Raw genomic sequence first — 17,295 nt, 5'->3', positions numbered from 1 at the left:
ACCAGCGACGTCGTCGCCGAGCTGCGCGACGAGAACGACGGGTGGCCGGAGCTTGTCGAACGGTTGCGCTCGGCCGGGCAGCGCGTCGAGATCGCCCGCCGCTTCCACAACGAAGCGGTGCGCGACGTGCAGCGCCTGCGGCACCGGCCCCAGGTGCGCTACCTCGGCCTCGCCGGCCACACACCGCTGCCGGCCCCGGTCGACTTCGACGACCGGCTGCCCGACGGCCTTTGAGCCGCACTGCGGTGTGCTCCGCCGCGGTGGCCGGTGCGCGCCGTGACCTAAAGGTGCCACGGGAATCTTTATGGCACCAAGCTGCCGTGGTGCGGCGGTATTCTGGCGGCGTACCCACATCTGAGCAAGGAGTCCAGCAGTGACGAACGTGTCCGAGACCGGCACCGCCCGAGTCAAGCGCGGTATGGCGGAGATGCTGAAGGGCGGCGTCATCATGGACGTCGTCACGCCCGAGCAGGCGAAGATCGCCGAGGACGCCGGCGCGGTGGCCGTGATGGCGCTGGAACGCGTGCCCGCCGACATCCGCGCGCAGGGCGGCGTGTCGCGGATGAGCGACCCGGACATGATCGACGGCATCATCGAGGCCGTCTCGATCCCGGTGATGGCCAAGGCTCGCATCGGTCACTTCGTCGAGGCACAGGTGCTGCAGAGTCTCGGCGTCGACTACATCGACGAGTCCGAGGTGCTGACCCCCGCCGACTACGCCAACCACATCGACAAGTGGGAGTTCACCGTTCCCTTCGTCTGCGGTGCGACCAACCTGGGCGAGGCGCTGCGCCGCATCACCGAGGGCGCGGCAATGATCCGCTCCAAGGGCGAGGCCGGCACCGGGGACGTCTCGAACGCCACGACCCACATGCGCCAGATCCGCCAGGAGATCCGCCGGCTGACCAGCCTGCCGGAGGACGAGCTGTATGTCGCCGCCAAGGAACTGCAGGCGCCGTACGAACTCGTCAAGGAGGTCGCCGAGGCCGGCAAGCTGCCCGTCGTGCTCTTCACCGCCGGCGGCATTGCCACCGCGGCCGACGCCGCGATGATGATGCAACTGGGTGCCGAGGGCGTCTTCGTCGGCTCGGGCATCTTCAAGTCCGGCAACCCGGCTCAGCGCGCCGAGGCGATCGTCAAGGCGACGACCTTCTACGACGACCCCGACGTGATCGCGAAGGTTTCGCGTGGTCTGGGCGAAGCCATGGTTGGCATCAACGTCGAGGACATCGCGCAGTCGCACCGGCTCGCCGAGCGCGGTTGGTGACACCCCTGCCGACAGGCTCAGAAACATACCGAGAGGCTCAGTTAATCGGCGCGAAACCGCCATATTTACTGAGCCTTTCGGCGTTTGGTGAGCCTCTCGGCGAGGCGGCTGCCCTCGCTCCGTCGGCGGTCAGGCGGTGCGCGGCAGGATCATCAGGTGGATCGGCAGATCCGTGTCGGGGTGCCACGGCGCCTGCGTCGTCTCGATGATCTGCCAACCACGCCGCAAGTACAGCTGGACCGGTGTCTCGTGAGCGGCAACCACGTCCAGCACCGGATAGCCTTCGGCCCGCGCTGCCTGGGTCGCGGTCTCCAATAGACGTGACCCGATGCCCTGTCCGGCGCGTTGAATGTCAGTGAAAAACGCTGAAACGCAACGCAACTCGTTCACGCCGACATCGTGGGCCGCGGCCCAGGATCGTCCCAGCAGGTCGTCCTCGACGCGCTCGAGGGCGACATGTCCCGCGACCTCGCCGTCCACCTCCGCGACCCAGGCGTGCAACTCGGTCGAACGCTTGAGGAACTGCTCGAGCGGCCGTGGGAACGGCCAGATGAACGGGTAGCGGGTCTGTGCCTGCTGGCGGGCGATGAGTGCGGCGAGCACCGGCAGGTCCGCATCCTGCCGGTCACGTATGACGAGATCCACGCCGGCACGTTATCCGGTCAGCCGGTGAGCGGTGCCACCGGTCGCTGGCCCGCCCGAGCGCGGCGGATCCGGCGAGCCGGTCCGCTGCGCAACAGCTCCCGCAGCCGCGCCTGATCGTATGTCGAGGGGCGTGTCGCGGACAGGAAGTCCTGCACGATCCGCACGAACTCCCCGGGATGATCCCGATGCGGGAAATGCCCACTGTCCGCAACGATCTCGACCCGGGCGCCAGGTGCCAGCGCCGCCACGTTGCCGGCCTGCGAGGCCGGGATGATCGGGTCATCGGCGCCCCAGACGACAGCCAGCGGCATCGACTCGGTGAGGTAGGCGCGGTCGGTCATCGTGACGATCTGGCCGTGCCGGTCGACGACGGCCCGCAGCACGTGGCCGGCGGCCGCGCGGGCCTGCGGGTCGCGGAAAGCGTTGTAGATCTCGGCGATCTCGTCGATGTCGCGCGTGCCGGGCAGCCGGGCGGCGTGCGCCATACGCAAGCCCACGGTGTTGACGTGCCGGATGCCGGGCAGCGTCAGCAGCCCCATCACCTGCTGGAATCCGGGCAGTGTCGCGAGCCGAATGACCGGGCTGACCTCCGGACCGAGGCCGCCGGGGGCGACCAGCACCAGCCGCTCGGTGAGCTCGGGGTACTGATAGGCGAACTGCATCGCCACGCCGCCACCGAAGCTGTGCCCGATCACTGTTGCCCGATCGATCTCGAGCACGCCGAGCAGGTCGCGCATCCCGTTGGCGAAACCGCCGAGGGTGTAATCGGCGCGTGGTTTGGCGGACCGGCCATGGCCCAGCAGGTCCGGCGCGATGACCGTGTGATCGCGGGAGAGCGGGCCGATCACCCGGTCCCAGGTCGTGTGGTCGCACGCGACACCGTGCAGCAACAGCAGCGCCGGCCCGTGACCGGTCAGGACGAACGCGCGGCGGTGACCGTGCACGTCCACGAACCGGATCCGGCGGGTTGCCTTCATGACGGGCGATTCAATCACTTGAACGGACGTCCTGCTACCAGGCGGTAAGTCCGTGTTGAAAACGTGTCCTACGCTCGGCACCGTGGCAGGCGGCAGCAGACCGGCATCGGGCCGTGGGTCCGCACTCACCCGCGAGCGGATCCTCGCCGTGGCGGGGGAGCTCGTGCGCGACGACGGCTCGCCGACGCTCAGCATGCGGACGCTCGGTGCCCGGCTCGGCGTCACGCCGATGGCGATCTACCGNCCTCGCCGTGGCGGGGGAGCTCGTGCGCGACGACGGCTCGCCGACGCTCAGCATGCGGACGCTCGGTGCCCGGCTCGGCGTCACGCCGATGGCGATCTACCGCCACTTCGGCAGCCGCGACGAGTTGCTCGTCGCGCTGCTCGACGAGGAATTCGCCGAGGTCACCTGGCCGGACCTGCCCGCGCCGGGGCCGGATCGAGCGGTCGAGGTGCTGTTGATGCTCCGCCGGGAGCTCGGCAGCCGACCCTGGGTGCTCGACGCGCTGACCCGCGGAGATCTGATGGCACCCTCTGCTGCTCGCGCCACGGACGACATCCTCGGCTCGTTGCTGGCCGCCGGCTGCACCCCCGAGCAGGCCGCCCACCGCTACTCGGCCGCCTGGCGGCTCCTCCTCGGCGCGACGCAACTCGACGCCCGCACCGCGCAGACGATGCGGAGTCTGCAGCGGCCCACGGTGCAGGAGAGCGTGCGGCGAGATGCGGCCGACAGTGGCTTCGAGGCGCTGGCCGCTTGCGGCGCGGCGCTCGCCGCGCAACGAGCGGAATTCGATCTGCGGGCCGCGCTGGTCTTGTTGGTGAGCGGGCGTGCGGACTAAGGTATACGCGTAAACACCGTCCACGGGAGCAGGTATGGCGCAGCGCTCGATCTTCGAAGCCGCCGGCGGAGCGGAAGCCATGACGCGCATCGCAGACGCGTGGCACCGGCGGGTGATGGCCGACCCAGTGGTGTCGCACGCCTTCCACGGAGGTGCCAAGCCGGGTCACGTCGACCGGCTGGCGGCATACCTCGGCGAGGCGCTCGGTGGCCCGGCGCGCTACACGACGACGTATGGCGATCACGCCACCGTGGTGCGCCTGCACAGTGGCAACGGGGAGCACGACGAAATGAATGAACGCGCGATCGACTGCTTCGCGGGAGCGTTGCACGACGCCGGGTTGGATACCGATCTGGAGACGTACCAAGCGATTCTGGACTACTGGGGCTGGGCGACCTGGTATCCGATGTACTTCCACGGGTCGGCTGAGGACGTACCCGCGGATCTGCCGATGCCGCACTGGAACTGGGACGCGACCGTCGGCTACCAGGGGCGACGATGATCACGCGATACCTGACGGTCAAGGACGCACGGGCGGCAATCGACTGATATCGCAGCGCGTTCGGCGCCCGGGTGTCCTTCGAGCCGATCGTCATGGCTGACGGCCGGGTCGGCCACGCCGACTGAGGTCTCGATGCGGCATCGGCCAGCGCCTCGGCCTACTCGGCCAAATGGGCTAGAGCCGTTCGCGGAGCCAGGCGATGTCGGCCTTGTGCTCCTCGGCACCGCCGGGCGTCTCGCACACCACCGGCGCCGCGGCGGCGCGCACGACCGCGGCCAGCTCGTCCGGATCGATCTGTCCTGCACCGAGATTGGCGTGCCGGTCGGCGCCCGAATCGAAGTCGTCGCGGCTGTCGTTGCCGTGCACCAGGTCGATGCGACCGGTGATCTCGTGGATGCGTTCGGCCGCCTCCGCGAGAGGAATGCCACCGGCCCAGGCGTGACAGGTGTCGAGGCAGAAACCAATCTGCTCGTGACCGTCCGCCTGGCGAATCGCCGCCCAGACGCCGGCGATGCGGACCAGGTGACGCGCCATCGCGTTGTCGCCACCGGCGGTGTTCTCGATGAGCAGGGGGACTTTGCAGTCCGTCGCCTCGACCGCCTTGCGCCAGTTGTCGAACCCCTTCGCCGGATCATCGGACTTGCCGACGTGCCCGCCGTGGACGATGAGCCCGGCTGCACCGATCTCGGCCGCCGCGTCCATGTGCTGTTGCAGGAGCTTGCGGCTCGGGATGCGGATCCGGTTGTTGAGCGTGGCGACGTTGATGACGTATGGCGCATGCACGTAGACCGTCACTCCCGCAGCTTCGGCGTCGGCGCGCAGCTTGGCCGCCCCACCGTCATACGCAACGACCGGGCCCTTGTAGCTCTGCGGATCGCCCAGGAAGAACTGCACCACCGTCGTGTCGCGGGCAGCTGCCTCCGCGAGCGGGTCCTGCTGGTTGACGTGGGCACCGATGCGAAGCGTCATGGCGACCAGCCTACGGAGGCTGTGTGACAGGCCGGCAGGCCGGCGGATCCGGACTCTCCCTCCGCTTCCGCCTCGGAAAGGGCGTAGCGTTGACGACGTGACGGATTCGACCACTTCGACACCTGCACCCGCCATCTCCACCGTCGGTGAACTGCGCGCCAGCGGACACCGGCAGCGCAGCGTCCGGGAGGAACTGCGCGAGAACCTGATCGAGAAACTGACGGCAGGCCACGATCCGTGGCCCGGGATCCAGGGCTTCGACTTCACCGTGATCCCGCAGCTGGAGCGGGCGCTCCTCGCCGGTCACGATGTCGTGCTGCTGGGCGAACGCGGCCAGGGCAAGACCCGCGTGCTGCGCACGCTCGTCGGCCTCCTCGACGAATGGACCCCGGTGATCGCCGGCTCCGAACTGGGCGAGCACCCCTACGACCCGATCACCCCGGCGTCCCGGCGCCGTGCGGCAGAGCTCGGCGACGAGCTGCCGGTCGCGTGGCGGCATCGGGAGACCCGGTATGCCGAGAAGCTCGCGACCCCGGACACGTCCGTCGGTGACCTGGTCGGTGATGTGGACCCGATGAAGGTCGCCGAGGGCCGCAGTCTGGGTGACCCGGAGACGATCCACTTCGGGCTGATTCCCCGCGCGCATCGCGGCATCGTCGCCATCAACGAGCTACCGGACCTGGCCGAACGCATCCAGGTCGCGATGCTCAACGTCATGGAGGAGCGCGACATCCAGGTGCGCGGCTACACCCTCCGCCTGCCGCTCGACGTGCTGGTGGTCGCCAGTGCCAATCCGGAGGACTACACCAACCGCGGCCGGATCATCACTCCGCTGAAGGACCGCTTCGGCGCGCAGATCCGCACCCACTACCCGCTGGAGGTGGAGGGCGAGATCGCCGTCATCGAGCAGGAGGCGCGCTTGGTCGCGAGCGTGCCGGCATACCTGATCGAGATCCTGGCGCGATTCACCCGTGCGCTCCGCGAATCCAACGCCGTCGACCAAAGGTCGGGTGTCTCAGCGCGATTCGCGATCGCGGCGGCCGAGACCATTGCCGCTGCCGCACTGCACCGGGCGACGCTGCGGGGGGAGCAGGAGGCGGTCGCACGGGTCATCGACCTCGAGACGGCGGTCGACGTGCTGGCCGGCAAGGTCGAGTTCGAGACCGGCCACGAGGGTCGTGAGGAGGCGATCCTGGAGCACCTGTTGCGCACCGCGACGGCGGAGACGGCGCGGGGCCGGCTGCGGGGCATCGATCTGGGGCTACTCGTGCGCGCGCTGGAGCGTGGTGCGCGGGTCACGACGGGCGAACAGGTCAGCGCCACCGAGGTGCTCGGCGAACTGCCGGTCCTCGGGGAGTCGGATCTCTACGACCAGGTCGCGGACCGGCTGGACGCGCGCACGCCCGGCGAGCGGGCGGGTGCGATCGAGCTGGCGCTCGAGGGTCTCTACCTGGCCAAGCAGGTCAGCAAGGAGTCGGACGACGAGGGCAACGCGACCTACGGGGAGCGCGAATCGGTATGACGATGCGCAAACCACAACTGCTGCCAGTGCACGGATAGCGTCTGAGAGATGGTCACTCACAGCGCTTCCCGTCGTTCCGTGCGAGTTGCCGGCTTCGCGGCGACCGTCCTCGCTGCTGCCGCGCTGGCTGTGCCCGCTGCGACCGCATCGCCGAACCGCGGGGCGCCAGACGGTTATTCGTGGATTCCGCGTCCGACCGGCGTGCAGGAACAGTTCCGCGGCCTGGCCGCCGTGAGCAGTCGCGTCGCATGGGTCAGCGGTGAGCAGGGCAGTGTGCTCCGCACCGCGGACGGTGGCCGCACCTGGACCGACGTGTCACCGTCGGCCGCCAAGGCCGACGGGCTGGCGCTGCGCGACATCGAGGCGGGGGACAGCCGGCACGCGGAGGCGTTGTCGATCGGTCCCGGGAGCGATTCACGCATCTTCCGCACCGACGACGGCGGCCAGACCTGGCAGCAGGTGTTCACCAACACCGACCCGGCCGCGTTCTACGACTGTATGGCGTTCAGCTCCCACGGCATCGGTCTCGCCATGAGCGACCCGGTCGACGGCTACTTCCGGATGGCGCGCACGACCGACGGCGGCCGCACTTGGAAGGTGTTGCCGACGACCGGCATGCCTCCGGCATACCCGAACGAGTTCGGGTTCGCCGCGTCCGGCACCTGCCTGGTCGCGGCGCAGGACCCGCACCGCGCGCGTCCGGGCGAGTTCTGGTTCGCCACCGGCGGCCAGGCGCCACGGGTGTTCCACACCACGAACGCCGGGGACAGCTGGACCGCGGAGGCGACACCGGTGCGCGCGGGTGACTCCGCCGGCATCTACAGCATCGCGTTCAAGAACTCCTGGACCGGCGTCGCAGTGGGCGGCGACTACACCGCGCCGACGGATGGAAGCAATGCAGCCGCAACGAAATTCGCCTGGTTCCCGTGGAAGGCGAGCAACTCGCTCGGCGGCTACCGCTCCGGTGTCGCGTACGGTCCGGGCTGGGGCGATGACATCATCGCGGTGGGGCCGACCGGCAGCGATGTCAGCACCAACGACGGTCGGACCTGGGCCACATTCGACACCACCGACTACGACGGCATCCATTGCTCGGTGGGCGGCGCATGCTGGGCATCGGGTCCGAACGGCGCGGTCGCCAAGCTGGTCACGCCATACTCGCGTTGGTCCAGGAAGTAGGCAAAAGCCTTGGCAACACTGGAGATCCTGCATTGGAACGACGTACACGGGCGCTATGAGGAGCTGGCGCGCGCCTCGGCGATGGCCCGCCGGATCCGGGTAGAGTCCGACCATCCGGTGCTGCTCTTCGACGGCGGTGACATCGAGGAGTCGAGTGTTCGCCTCTCCGCGCTGAGTTACGGGGCGGCAGGGTGGGCGGTGCTGCGGGCCGCAGATGTGGATGCGGCGGTGGTCGGCAACGGAGGCATGCTGCGATACGGCCCGGACCGGCTGGTCGACTACGCCGAGGCGTTCGGGCGGCCACCGCTGCTGGGCAACTTCCACCGCGACGGTGCACTCCCGGCCGGCGTCGCCGCGACCCAGGTGATCGACACCGACTCGGCGCGCGTGGGCGTCATCGGCATCTCGGTGCCGCTGATGAACTCCTACTCGTCCTACGGGTTGACCGAGGTGCCGCTCTACACGCTGGTTCACGACGCAGCCGTGCAACTGCGGCGCGACGGCGTGGACGTGGTCGTCGTGCTGAGTCACTGTGGGCTGCCGCAGGACACGGCACTTGCCGCCACACTCGGCGGCAGCGTCGATCTGGTCGTCGGCGGTCACACCCATGACGCGCTGCCCGACGGCACGTGGGCGTTCGGCGGCGTCCCGATCGCCCAGGCCGGCAACTACGCCGAGCACCTGGGCCGTGTGCTGCTCGACGTGACGACCGACGGCGTGACCGTCCGGTCGATGAGCCTCGAACCCGTGCCCGAGGACGGTCCCGCCGACCAGCGGGTGCTGGACGCCGTTGCCGACCAGGAGCGCAGGATCGAGGACTGGCTGGCCGAGCCGATCGCGACGCTGAGGGAAGCGGCGGACTACAACCCGGTCGACGGCGGTGGGGTGGCCCGACTGCTGGCGTGGGCGATGCACGAGGCGCAGCCGGTGGATGTCACCCTGCTCTATCCGGCCAATTGCGATGCCGGCCTGCCGGAAGGACGGGTGACGCGCGGAGACATCTGGGCCGCGACGTCGTCGCCGGCCAACCTGTCGATCATCACCACCACCGGCCGACGGCTGCGATCGATGCTGCAGATCGGGCTCAGTGCGGACAACGCCGACAGGACGCCGCGACTGTTCCGTGGCCGAGCGCTCGGTCGTCTGGTGGTGGTCGGCGCCACCATCGCGGACGGCGAGGTGTTCGTCGGCGACCGGCCGCTGAATGACGACGCGATCTACCGCGTGTCCGGCGGGGACGTCGAGGTCTCGTCATACGGCGGTCTCGTGCCGGACAACTCACCGGACATGGAGATCTTCGTTCCGCAGATCCTGCCGGAGCTTCTGGAGGCGTATCTCGTTGGCACCTAAGCACACTCATCGCGCACATTACGGCCGGTATGCCGGCGGCCCGGACCCGCTGGCGCCGCCGGTCGACCTGGCCGAGGCGCTCGACGCCATCGGCGAGGACGTCATGGCCGGCTACAGCCCGGAGCACGCGATGCGCGAGTTCCTGCGCCGCGGCGGCCGGCAGCAGCGGGGCCTCGACGACCTTGCGCGGCAGGTCGCCGAGAAACGTCGCGAGCTGCTCGCCAAGCACAACCTGGACGGGACCTTCCAGGAGATCAAGAAGCTGCTCGACGAGGCGGTGCTGGCCGAACGCAAACAGCTGGCACGCGACCTGGACGATGACGCCCGGTTCGCCGAGATGCGGATCGAGAACCTGCCGCCCTCGACCGCGGCGGCGGTCAACGAGCTGGCCGACTACCCGTGGCGCAGCTCCGAGGCTCGGGAGAAGTACGAGCAGATCAAGGACCTGCTCGGCAGGGAGATGCTCGACCAGCGGTTCGCCGGCATGAAGCAGGCGCTGGAGGGCGCGACCGACGAGGACCGGCAGCGGATCAGCGAGATGCTGCAGGACCTCAACGACCTGCTCGAGGCGCATGCCCGGGGGGAGGACACCGATCAGCAGTTCGCCGACTTCATGGCCAAACACGGCGACTTCTTCCCGGAGAACCCGCAGAACATCGACGAACTGCTCGACTCCCTGGCACAGCGCGCGGCCGCCGCGCAGCGAATGCTCAACTCGATGACTGCCGAACAGCGGGCCGAGCTGATGCAGCTGTCGCAGCAGGCGTTCGGCTCACCGGAGTTGATGCAACAGCTGGCGCAGCTGGACGCCAACCTGCAGTCGTTGCGCCCGGGCGAGGACTGGTCGGGTTCGGAGGAGTTCAGCGGCCAGCAGGGGATGGGCCTGGGTGACGGCACGGGCGTCATACAGGATCTCGCGCAGTTGGACGATCTGTCCGAGCAGTTGTCCCAGCAGTATGCCGGTGCGCAGATGGACGACCTGGACCTCGACGCACTGGCCAAGCAGCTCGGTGGGGAAGCGGCCGCATCTGCGCGAACACTCGCCGAGCTGGAGCAGGCGCTGCGCGAACGCGGTTATCTGACAAAGGATTCCAGTGGCGAGCTGAAGCTCTCCCCGCGTGCGATGCGGGAGCTCGGCCGGACGCTGCTGAAGGACGTCGCGACCCGGTTGAACGGCCGAGCCGGCTCACGCGATGCGCGTCGGGCCGGTATGGCGGGGGAGCCGACCGGCGCCAGCCGTGGGTGGGAGTTCGGCGACACCGAACCGTGGGACGTCACGCGCACGCTGACCAACGCCGCGCTGCGCCGGGCAAGTGGTGAAGACGAGCGACTCCTCGCGATCTCCGACGTGGAGGTGCAGGAGACCGAGGCGCGCACCCAGGCTGCGGTCGCACTTCTGGTCGACACGTCGTTCTCGATGGCGATGGACGGGCGGTGGGTGCCGATGAAGCGCACCGCTTTGGCGCTGCACCACCTCATCCAGACCCGCTTTCGCGGAGACACGTTGCAGCTCATCGGTTTTGGCCGGCATGCGCAGACGATGGACATCGACACGCTGACCGCCTTGTCGGCCGAGTGGGACAAGGGCACCAACCTGCACCACGCGCTGATGCTGGCCAACCAGCACTTCCGCCGGCACCCGAACGCCCAGCCGGTGCTGCTCATCGTGACCGACGGCGAGCCGACCGCGCACCTGGAGCCGGACGGGGAGGCGTGGTTCAGCTACCCGCCGCACCCGCTGACGATCGCCTACAGCGTGCGCGAACTCGACAACGCGGTGCGGCTCGGCGCCCAGACGACGATCTTCCGACTCGGCGAAGACCCCGGACTCGCCCGGTTCGTCGACCAACTCGCGAAGCGTGCGGGTGGCCGTGTCGTCGCGCCGGAACTGGACGAGCTCGGCGCCGCCGTCGTGGGCGGTTACTTGGGTGGGCGCGGCGGGGGCGCAACCTACGGTGACTTCGGCGGCTGGGGTTGGCGCGGCGGCTGGGTCAGCTGACTTTGCAGCGTTTTCCGAATGACATGCAGATGCCGACCAATGTCGAATCAGGTTCCTATCAGAGTGAGCCGGACTGATTGACGTGCTGCGCCGAATGGGTGTCTATTTCAAAAGCTGAGTCGATCGGCCAGCAATTGATCTCCTCCACATTGGTGAGGTGCATTCGTGAAGCGACAAACATCGCGTACCAAAGTAGTTGCCTTGGCAGCAGCAGGAACGTTGGCGGTCAGCATGGGTCTTGCGACCGCAGGCGCTGCGTCGGCCCAAACCGGTCGGCATACGGTCCAGGCCCGGCCGGCCTGGCTGGGCAAGGCGCGTGCCGAGGGAGCCTTGCCGAGCCGGCAGACGCTGAGTTTCAGCCTCCTGCTCGCAATGCGTGACCAGGCCGGGGCCAACGCCGAAGTTCGCGCCCTCAGTGATCCGTCGAGCGCGCGCTACGGCAAATGGCTCAGCCTGAAACAGTTCAATGCCGCGTACGGCCCGAGTAGGTCCGACATCGCGGCCATCACCTCCTGGGCGAAGTCGCAGGGTCTGCACGTGTCGTCGGTCTCGCCGAGCGGCATGCTCGTCAACGTCACCGGATCGACCAGCACTGTCGATCGCGTTTTCGCGACGAAGATGGAGTCCTACTCCTTCCTCGGTGTGACGGTCCGGTCCAACACCACGGCGTTAACCCTGCCGAGCAACACGTCGGCGACGGTGCTGTCCGCGGTCAAGGGCGTCGTGGGTTTGGACACGGGCGCCACCGTCAAGAAGCCCGCCGACACGCTGCCCGGGCCGCCCCCGGGTGCCCGCTACGGCGTGCAGCCCTGCTCGTCCTACTACGGACAGAAGATCGCGCGGACACTGCCGTCGGCATACGGCAAGAAGTGGCCCTACGCGGTCTGCGGCTACACCCCGAAACAACTGGAGAGCGCGTACGGCGTCGACCGCCAGCTCAAGCAGGGGCACTCCGGCAAGGGGCAGACGGTCGTCATCACCGACGCCTTCGCGGCGCCGACGATCGTCCAGGACGTGCGCAGGTACAACGCCAAGTACGGCCTCCCGCAGTTCACGAAGGGCCAGTTCACCCAGCAGACACCGGGACCGAACGGCTACGACCTGGTCAACGAGTGTGGCGGCAACGGCTGGTACGGCGAGGAGACGCTCGACGTCGAGGCCGTGCACACGATGGCGCCCGGCGCCAAGATCGTGTATGCCGGGGCACCGGACTGCGCGTCCGGACTCGACGACACTTGGGCGGCGGCGATCGACAACCACACCGGTGACGTGATCACCAACTCCTGGACCGACGGCGTCGACGACGTCGCGGACCTGGGGCAGTCCTACATCGACTTCTACCAGCAGTACTCCACCGAGGCTGCGCTGCGCGGGATCACGGTGAACTTCTCCACCGGCGACAGCGGCGACCACACGGCCGGCGGCACCGATCTGGCTGCCAAGACCGCGGAGTTCCCGGCCGATCTGCCGTACGTGACCGGTGTCGGCGGCACCAGCCTTGACGTCAACCAGAAGGGTGTCTGGGCCGGTGAGTGGGGCTGGCAGAACGCCTACGCGCAGCTGTCCGCGAACGGCACCTCGTGGGTGTCACCCCCCGGGACCTACTCCTCCGGTGGTGGCGGCGGCACCAGCCAGCTCTTCCCGCAACCCTGGTATCAGAAGGGCATCGTTCCGACCTCGGTCGCGGACTACTACGGCAGCACGCCGATGCGGGCGATCCCGGACATCGCGACCGTCGGTGACCCGAACACCGGCCTGGTCGTCGGTGAGACCCAGGCGTTCCCGGACGGGACGTACTGGGACACCTACCGGATCGGCGGGACCAGTTTGTCCTCGCCGGTGATGGCGGGCATTGTCGCGGTGGCCAGCTCCCGGGCGCACCACGCCCTGGGCTTCGTCAACCCGCTGTACTACTCGCTGCTCGACAGTCGCGCGCTGCACGACTTGAAGGCGCCGAGGCAGCCCTTGTCGCAGGTCCGCACGGACTACGTCAACCATCTGAACCGGTCCGGCGGGCTGCACTTCGAGTTGCAGCGCATCGACGTGCAGACCTCGACGCTGCACGACACGCGCGGCTGGGACGACGAGACCGGTGTCGGTTCACCGGCCGCGCTGTTCTACGTGTTCGCCGCACGCAAGTAACCAGCAGATCGGCGCCGGGCTGAGAGGCCCGGGACGCGTCGAGCGGCTCAGAAGTCCGGCCGTCCGCACGGTCGGATTTCTGAGCCGTCGATCGTTTGCTGACCTTGTCGTCAGGTGGAGGCGGTGACTCGCTCCGCGGCGGCGTCCGACTCGATCTGCTCGTCCGTCGCGTCCGCCACCGTCCGCAGCTTGCCGGGCCACCAGATCGCCGGCCCGATGTCGAGCGTCAGCGCCGTGACCAGCACGGCCCGGACCACGATCGTGTCGAGCAGCACACCGAGTGCGACCGCGAAACCGATCTCGGCGAAGGTGACCAGCGGCAAGGTGCCGAGCACCGCGAAGGTCGAGGCCAGCACCAGGCCGGCCGAGGTGATCACCCCGCCGGTGGCCGACAGGCCGACGATCGCCCCGCGGCGTGTGCCGTGTTGCCGCGCTTCCTCGCGGACCCGGGTCATCAGGAAGATGTTGTAGTCGATCCCCAGAGCCACCAGGAAGACGAAGACGAACAGCGGCAACGACGGGTCGGTGCCCGCGAAACCGAAGACGTAGTGGAAGGTCAACGAGGACAGGCCCAGCGCCGCACCGAACGAGACGATCACGGTCAGGATCAGCACGACCGGCGCCACGATCGCTCGCAGCAGGATGCCGAGAACGATGAGTACGACGAGCAGCGTCAGTGGGATGATCACCCGGCTGTCGTGGTCGGTCGCCTGCTGCACGTCATACGTCACCGCCGTCGTGCCACCGACGAGAGCATGCGCCCCGGGTATGCCGTGCGCAATGTCGCGGATGCGGATGACCTGGTCGAAAGCGTTGGAGCTGTAGGGATCTCCGGAGATCGCCGTCTGCAGCAGCGTGCGGTCACCCCGGGTCAGCGGTGCCGCTGTCGGGCTGAAGCCGGCCGACGACAGCTCGCCGGTGACCTGCCGTGCCGACTGGGAGTCGACGAGCACGTAGACGGGGTCGGCGCTGTTCTGTGAGTAGTGACTCTGCAGGATCTCGGCCGCGGCGACCGAGTCAGGATGCCCGGTGAAGCTCTCCGTCGTCGACAGGCTGTGCGAGTTCAGCTGGGTCAGGCCGAGGGTACAGAGCAGCAGGATGCCTACCGTGACCAGCCAGACGGCACGAGGTCGCGGTCGGATGAACCGGCCGACGCGCGCCCACAGCCCGCTCTGGGTCGGTTCGGGGCTGCCGTAGGTCGGCCGGCGCGGCCAGAACACCCAGCGGCCCACGGTCACCAGCAACGCCGGCAGCAGCGTCACCATCGCCAGCAGGGCGAACACGATGCCGAGCGCGGCGACCGGCCCGAGTCCCTTGGTGGAGTTCATCTCCGCGGCGAGGAGGCACAGCATGCCCAGGATCACCGTGCTGCCGCTGGCCAGGATCGCCGGTGCCGATCGGTGCAGCGCGAAAGCCATTGCCTCGTGGCGATCGTCGTGCCTGCGCAACTCTTCGCGATATCGGGCCACGAGCAGCAGTGCGTAGTCGGTGCCGGCGCCGATCACGAGCACGGTGAGGATGCCGTAGCTCTGGCCGTTCACCGTCAGGCCGGTGTGGTCGACGAGCAGATAGATGAACGCCTGCGCCGCGATGAGCGCCACGCCGGCACTCAGAATCGGCAACACCCACAGCACCGGACTTCGATACGTGAGCAGCAGGATGAGGATCACCACGCCGAGCGTGCCGAAGAGCAGCGTGCCGTCCAGGCCCGCGAACGCATCGGCCTGATCGGCGCCGAAGCCGACCGGACCACCGAGGTGCACACTCATGCCATTGGCGTGGCGGTCCGCCGTCGCCCGGATGTTGTCCGCGGTCGCCGGCAGATCGTTCCAGCCAGACTTGGGATCGATGTGCAGGGGCACGAGCGTCTGCAGGGTCGTGCCGTCCTTCGACGGAATGGGTCCGATGACCTTGCCCGCGAGGTGCGGCGTGTCCTTGCTGTAGGTCGTAGCGTCGGCCTGCGCCTTCGCCCGATCTGCGGCGGTCAGCCCGCCGGCGCGGTGATAGACGACGATCGCGGGCAGGCTGTTGCGATCGACGAACTTGCCCAGCTGGTCGAAGGTCTTCGTCGACTCTGCGCTGGTCGGCAGCCACGACGAGGTCTGATTGTCCTGTGCGCCGGAGAGTTTGCCGGCGAGCGGGCCGAGCGCAATGAGCGCCACGACCCAGATGACGAGTACGGCGTACTTGCTGCGGCGACCGCAAATCAGCCCGGCGATGCGGTGGTCCATCCGAAGATCCTCCCGAGAAGCTGGATGGTGACAGCAAGTACTTAGGTTTTCTCACTATCACGATATATCGTGAGTTTATCGAATGCCTGGGGTCGATGCACCTGATTTTTCGGTTCTGGCCGCGCAGTCCGCTGGCCGGCCGCCACGGGCGCGTCGCCGGGGGTGTGGGACGCTACCCACGTGAAATCACTGATCGGCGTGTTAGCCGTACAGGGCGACGTCCGCGAGCACGCACGCTCGCTCGAATCCCTTGGCGCGAGAACGCGTTTGATCCGTCGCCCGGGAGAGCTGGCCGACCTGGACGGCATCGTGCTGCCGGGTGGGGAGTCGACCACGATGGACAAGCTGCTGCGCGCTTTCGAGCTGCGGGACCCGTTGCGTGAGCGGCTGCAGCACGGCCTGCCGGCATACGGCTCCTGCGCCGGGATGATCCTGCTGGCCGACCGCGTGCTCGACGCCACGGCTGACCAGCAGACGCTCGGGGGCCTCGACGTCACCGTGCGCCGCAACGCCTTCGGGCGACAGGTCGATTCCTTCGAGGAGGACCTGTCGATGCCCGCGATCCTGGGAGACTCCGCCGAACCGGTGCGCGCCGTGTTCATCCGGGCGCCGTGGGTCGAGTCGGTCGGCCCGGAGGTCCGGGTGCTCGGCACGGTGAGCAGCGGTCCGGCGGCCGGGCGGATCGTCGCCGTGCGGCAGGACAATCTGCTGGCGACGTCGTTCCACCCCGAGGTCACCGGCGATCACCGGATCCACGAATACTTCCTGCGTATGGCGAAAGCGTGAGCGCCGGGTCTCGATGCGCCGCTCGTCCCTCGCGGCACTCGACCAGCGACGCTGGTTATAGCATCGTCGGTCGAGGCGCGAGCACGTTCGAATCAGAAGAGGGTTAAGGGTTCCATGAGCGGTCACTCCAAGTGGGCGACAACCAAGCACAAGAAGGCAGCGATCGATGCCAAGCGCGGCAAGCTGTTCGCCAAGCTGATCAAGAACATCGAGGTCGCGGCGCGCTCCGGTGGTGGTGACCCGGCCGGTAACCCGACGCTGTTCGACGCCATTCAGAAGGCCAAGAAGTCCAGCGTTCCCAATGACAACATCGACCGCGCGGTCAAGCGTGGCTCCGGTGCGGAGTCCGGCGGCGCCGACTACCAGTCACTGACCTACGAGGGTTATGCGCCCGGTGGTGTCGCGCTGCTCATCGAGTGCCTGACGGACAACAAGAACCGCGCCGTGGCCGAGGTCCGCGCCGCGCTGTCGAAGAACGGCGGCTCGATGGGCGAGTCCGGCTCGGTCGCATTCCTCTTCAACCGCAAGGGCGTCGTGATCGTCCCCAAGAAGCAGCCGAACGGTGAGGCCAGCGAGGACGGGCTGCTCGAGGTCGTGCTCGACTCCGGGGCCGAGGAAGTCAACGACCTCGGCGAGTCCTTCGAAATCGTCTCGGAGGCAACGGATTTGGTCGCTGTGCGGGAGTCGCTGCAGGCTGCAGGCGTCGACTACGACTCGGCGGACTCGTCGTTCCTTCCGACTGTTGAGGTGCCGCTCGACAAGGACGGCGCGAAGAAGATGTTCCGGATCATCGAAGCACTCGAGGACAGTGACGACGTCCAGAACGTCTACGCCAACGGCGACGTGCCGGACGAGGTGCTCGCGGAGCTCGAAGCCGAGGACTGACC

General features: G+C 68.3%; 14 protein-coding genes and 1 pseudogene. 11 read left to right on the top strand and 4 right to left on the bottom strand.

Features of this window, described 5'->3' with window-relative positions:
• A pseudogene (locus ACN8HC_RS16010) lies at positions 1-234 on the top strand (hypothetical protein); the annotation flags it as partial.
• Positions 235-373: 139 nt separating this feature from the next.
• Positions 374-1,267, top strand: coding sequence for a pyridoxal 5'-phosphate synthase lyase subunit PdxS (gene pdxS / locus ACN8HC_RS16005; protein WP_490075838.1), 894 nt, complete (start codon positions 374-376; stop codon positions 1,265-1,267).
• A gap of 129 nt (positions 1,268-1,396) precedes the next feature.
• Here pdxS and ACN8HC_RS16000 read toward each other — a convergent pair whose 3' ends face one another.
• Positions 1,397-1,912 (bottom strand): GNAT family N-acetyltransferase, encoded by a 516-nt coding sequence (locus tag ACN8HC_RS16000; protein WP_490075837.1) that lies wholly within the window; start codon positions 1,910-1,912, stop codon positions 1,397-1,399.
• Between the two features lie 17 nt (positions 1,913-1,929).
• The gene (locus ACN8HC_RS15995) at positions 1,930-2,889 is read right to left on the bottom strand and encodes an alpha/beta fold hydrolase (RefSeq protein ID WP_490075836.1); all 960 of its coding nucleotides are present in this window, start codon (positions 2,887-2,889) and stop codon (positions 1,930-1,932) included.
• 251 nt (positions 2,890-3,140) lie between these two features.
• On the opposite strand from ACN8HC_RS15995, the gene ACN8HC_RS15990 reads away from it, so the two are divergent.
• Both ACN8HC_RS15990 and ACN8HC_RS15985 read left to right on the top strand, forming a co-directional pair.
• Positions 3,141-3,728 (top strand): TetR/AcrR family transcriptional regulator, encoded by a 588-nt coding sequence (locus ACN8HC_RS15990; protein WP_490075835.1) that lies wholly within the window; start codon positions 3,141-3,143, stop codon positions 3,726-3,728.
• 34 nt (positions 3,729-3,762) lie between these two features.
• Positions 3,763-4,230 carry a globin domain-containing protein gene (locus tag ACN8HC_RS15985; protein ID WP_490075834.1) on the top strand — a complete coding sequence of 156 codons (468 nt, stop codon included), beginning with the start codon at positions 3,763-3,765 and terminating at the stop codon, positions 4,228-4,230.
• Positions 4,231-4,404: 174 nt separating this feature from the next.
• On the opposite strand, the gene ACN8HC_RS15980 is transcribed toward ACN8HC_RS15985, so the two are convergent.
• Complete coding sequence (locus tag ACN8HC_RS15980; protein WP_490075833.1) at positions 4,405-5,199, bottom strand: deoxyribonuclease IV; 795 nt, start codon at positions 5,197-5,199, stop codon at positions 4,405-4,407.
• A gap of 97 nt (positions 5,200-5,296) precedes the next feature.
• Here ACN8HC_RS15980 and ACN8HC_RS15975 point away from each other — a divergent pair, with 97 nt between their 5' ends.
• From ACN8HC_RS15975 to ACN8HC_RS15955, 5 genes are all read left to right on the top strand, one after another.
• Positions 5,297-6,721 (top strand): sigma 54-interacting transcriptional regulator, encoded by a 1,425-nt coding sequence (locus ACN8HC_RS15975; RefSeq protein ID WP_490075832.1) that lies wholly within the window; start codon positions 5,297-5,299, stop codon positions 6,719-6,721.
• Positions 6,722-6,769: 48 nt separating this feature from the next.
• The gene (locus ACN8HC_RS15970; protein WP_490075831.1) at positions 6,770-7,900 is read left to right on the top strand and encodes an oxidoreductase; all 1,131 of its coding nucleotides are present in this window, start codon (positions 6,770-6,772) and stop codon (positions 7,898-7,900) included.
• 9 nt (positions 7,901-7,909) lie between these two features.
• Entirely contained in the window at positions 7,910-9,250 is a 1,341-nt protein-coding gene (locus ACN8HC_RS15965; protein ID WP_490075830.1) for a bifunctional metallophosphatase/5'-nucleotidase, read from the top strand.
• A complete protein-coding gene (locus tag ACN8HC_RS15960) occupies positions 9,240-11,249 on the top strand; it encodes a VWA domain-containing protein (protein ID WP_490075829.1) in 2,010 nt (669 codons plus the stop codon). The genes ACN8HC_RS15965 and ACN8HC_RS15960 overlap by 11 nt, the downstream gene beginning before the upstream one ends.
• 201 nt (positions 11,250-11,450) lie before the next feature.
• Complete coding sequence (locus ACN8HC_RS15955) at positions 11,451-13,391, top strand: S53 family peptidase (RefSeq protein WP_490075828.1); 1,941 nt, start codon at positions 11,451-11,453, stop codon at positions 13,389-13,391.
• A gap of 110 nt (positions 13,392-13,501) precedes the next feature.
• On the opposite strand, the gene ACN8HC_RS15950 is transcribed toward ACN8HC_RS15955, so the two are convergent.
• Complete coding sequence (locus ACN8HC_RS15950) at positions 13,502-15,622, bottom strand: MMPL family transporter (protein WP_490075827.1); 2,121 nt, start codon at positions 15,620-15,622, stop codon at positions 13,502-13,504.
• A 180-nt stretch (positions 15,623-15,802) separates the two neighbouring features.
• Here ACN8HC_RS15950 and pdxT point away from each other — a divergent pair, with 180 nt between their 5' ends.
• Positions 15,803-16,408 (top strand): pyridoxal 5'-phosphate synthase glutaminase subunit PdxT, encoded by a 606-nt coding sequence (gene pdxT / locus ACN8HC_RS15945; protein WP_490075826.1) that lies wholly within the window; start codon positions 15,803-15,805, stop codon positions 16,406-16,408.
• A 114-nt stretch (positions 16,409-16,522) separates the two neighbouring features.
• Positions 16,523-17,293 carry a YebC/PmpR family DNA-binding transcriptional regulator gene (locus tag ACN8HC_RS15940; RefSeq protein WP_490075825.1) on the top strand — a complete coding sequence of 257 codons (771 nt, stop codon included), beginning with the start codon at positions 16,523-16,525 and terminating at the stop codon, positions 17,291-17,293.
• The last annotated feature ends 2 nt before the right edge of the window (positions 17,294-17,295 follow it).

The sequence above is a fragment of the Flexivirga sp. YIM B11880 genome, from assembly GCF_058148645.1.
This window is presented reverse-complemented; position numbering and strand designations above follow the sequence as displayed.

Excerpts from the sequence above, each read along its gene's own strand:
- ACN8HC_RS15970 (WP_490075831.1), top strand. The coding sequence starts at position 6,770 with ATGGTCACTCACAGCGCTTCCCGTCGTTCCGTGCGAGTTGCCGGCTTC.
- ACN8HC_RS15985 (WP_490075834.1), top strand. The coding sequence starts at position 3,763 with ATGGCGCAGCGCTCGATCTTCGAAGCCGCCGGCGGAGCGGAAGCCATG.
- ACN8HC_RS15940 (WP_490075825.1), top strand. The coding sequence starts at position 16,523 with ATGAGCGGTCACTCCAAGTGGGCGACAACCAAGCACAAGAAGGCAGCG.
- ACN8HC_RS15980 (WP_490075833.1), bottom strand. The coding sequence starts at position 5,199 with ATGACGCTTCGCATCGGTGCCCACGTCAACCAGCAGGACCCGCTCGCG.
- ACN8HC_RS15995 (WP_490075836.1), bottom strand. The coding sequence starts at position 2,889 with ATGAAGGCAACCCGCCGGATCCGGTTCGTGGACGTGCACGGTCACCGC.
- ACN8HC_RS15950 (WP_490075827.1), bottom strand. The coding sequence starts at position 15,622 with ATGGACCACCGCATCGCCGGGCTGATTTGCGGTCGCCGCAGCAAGTAC.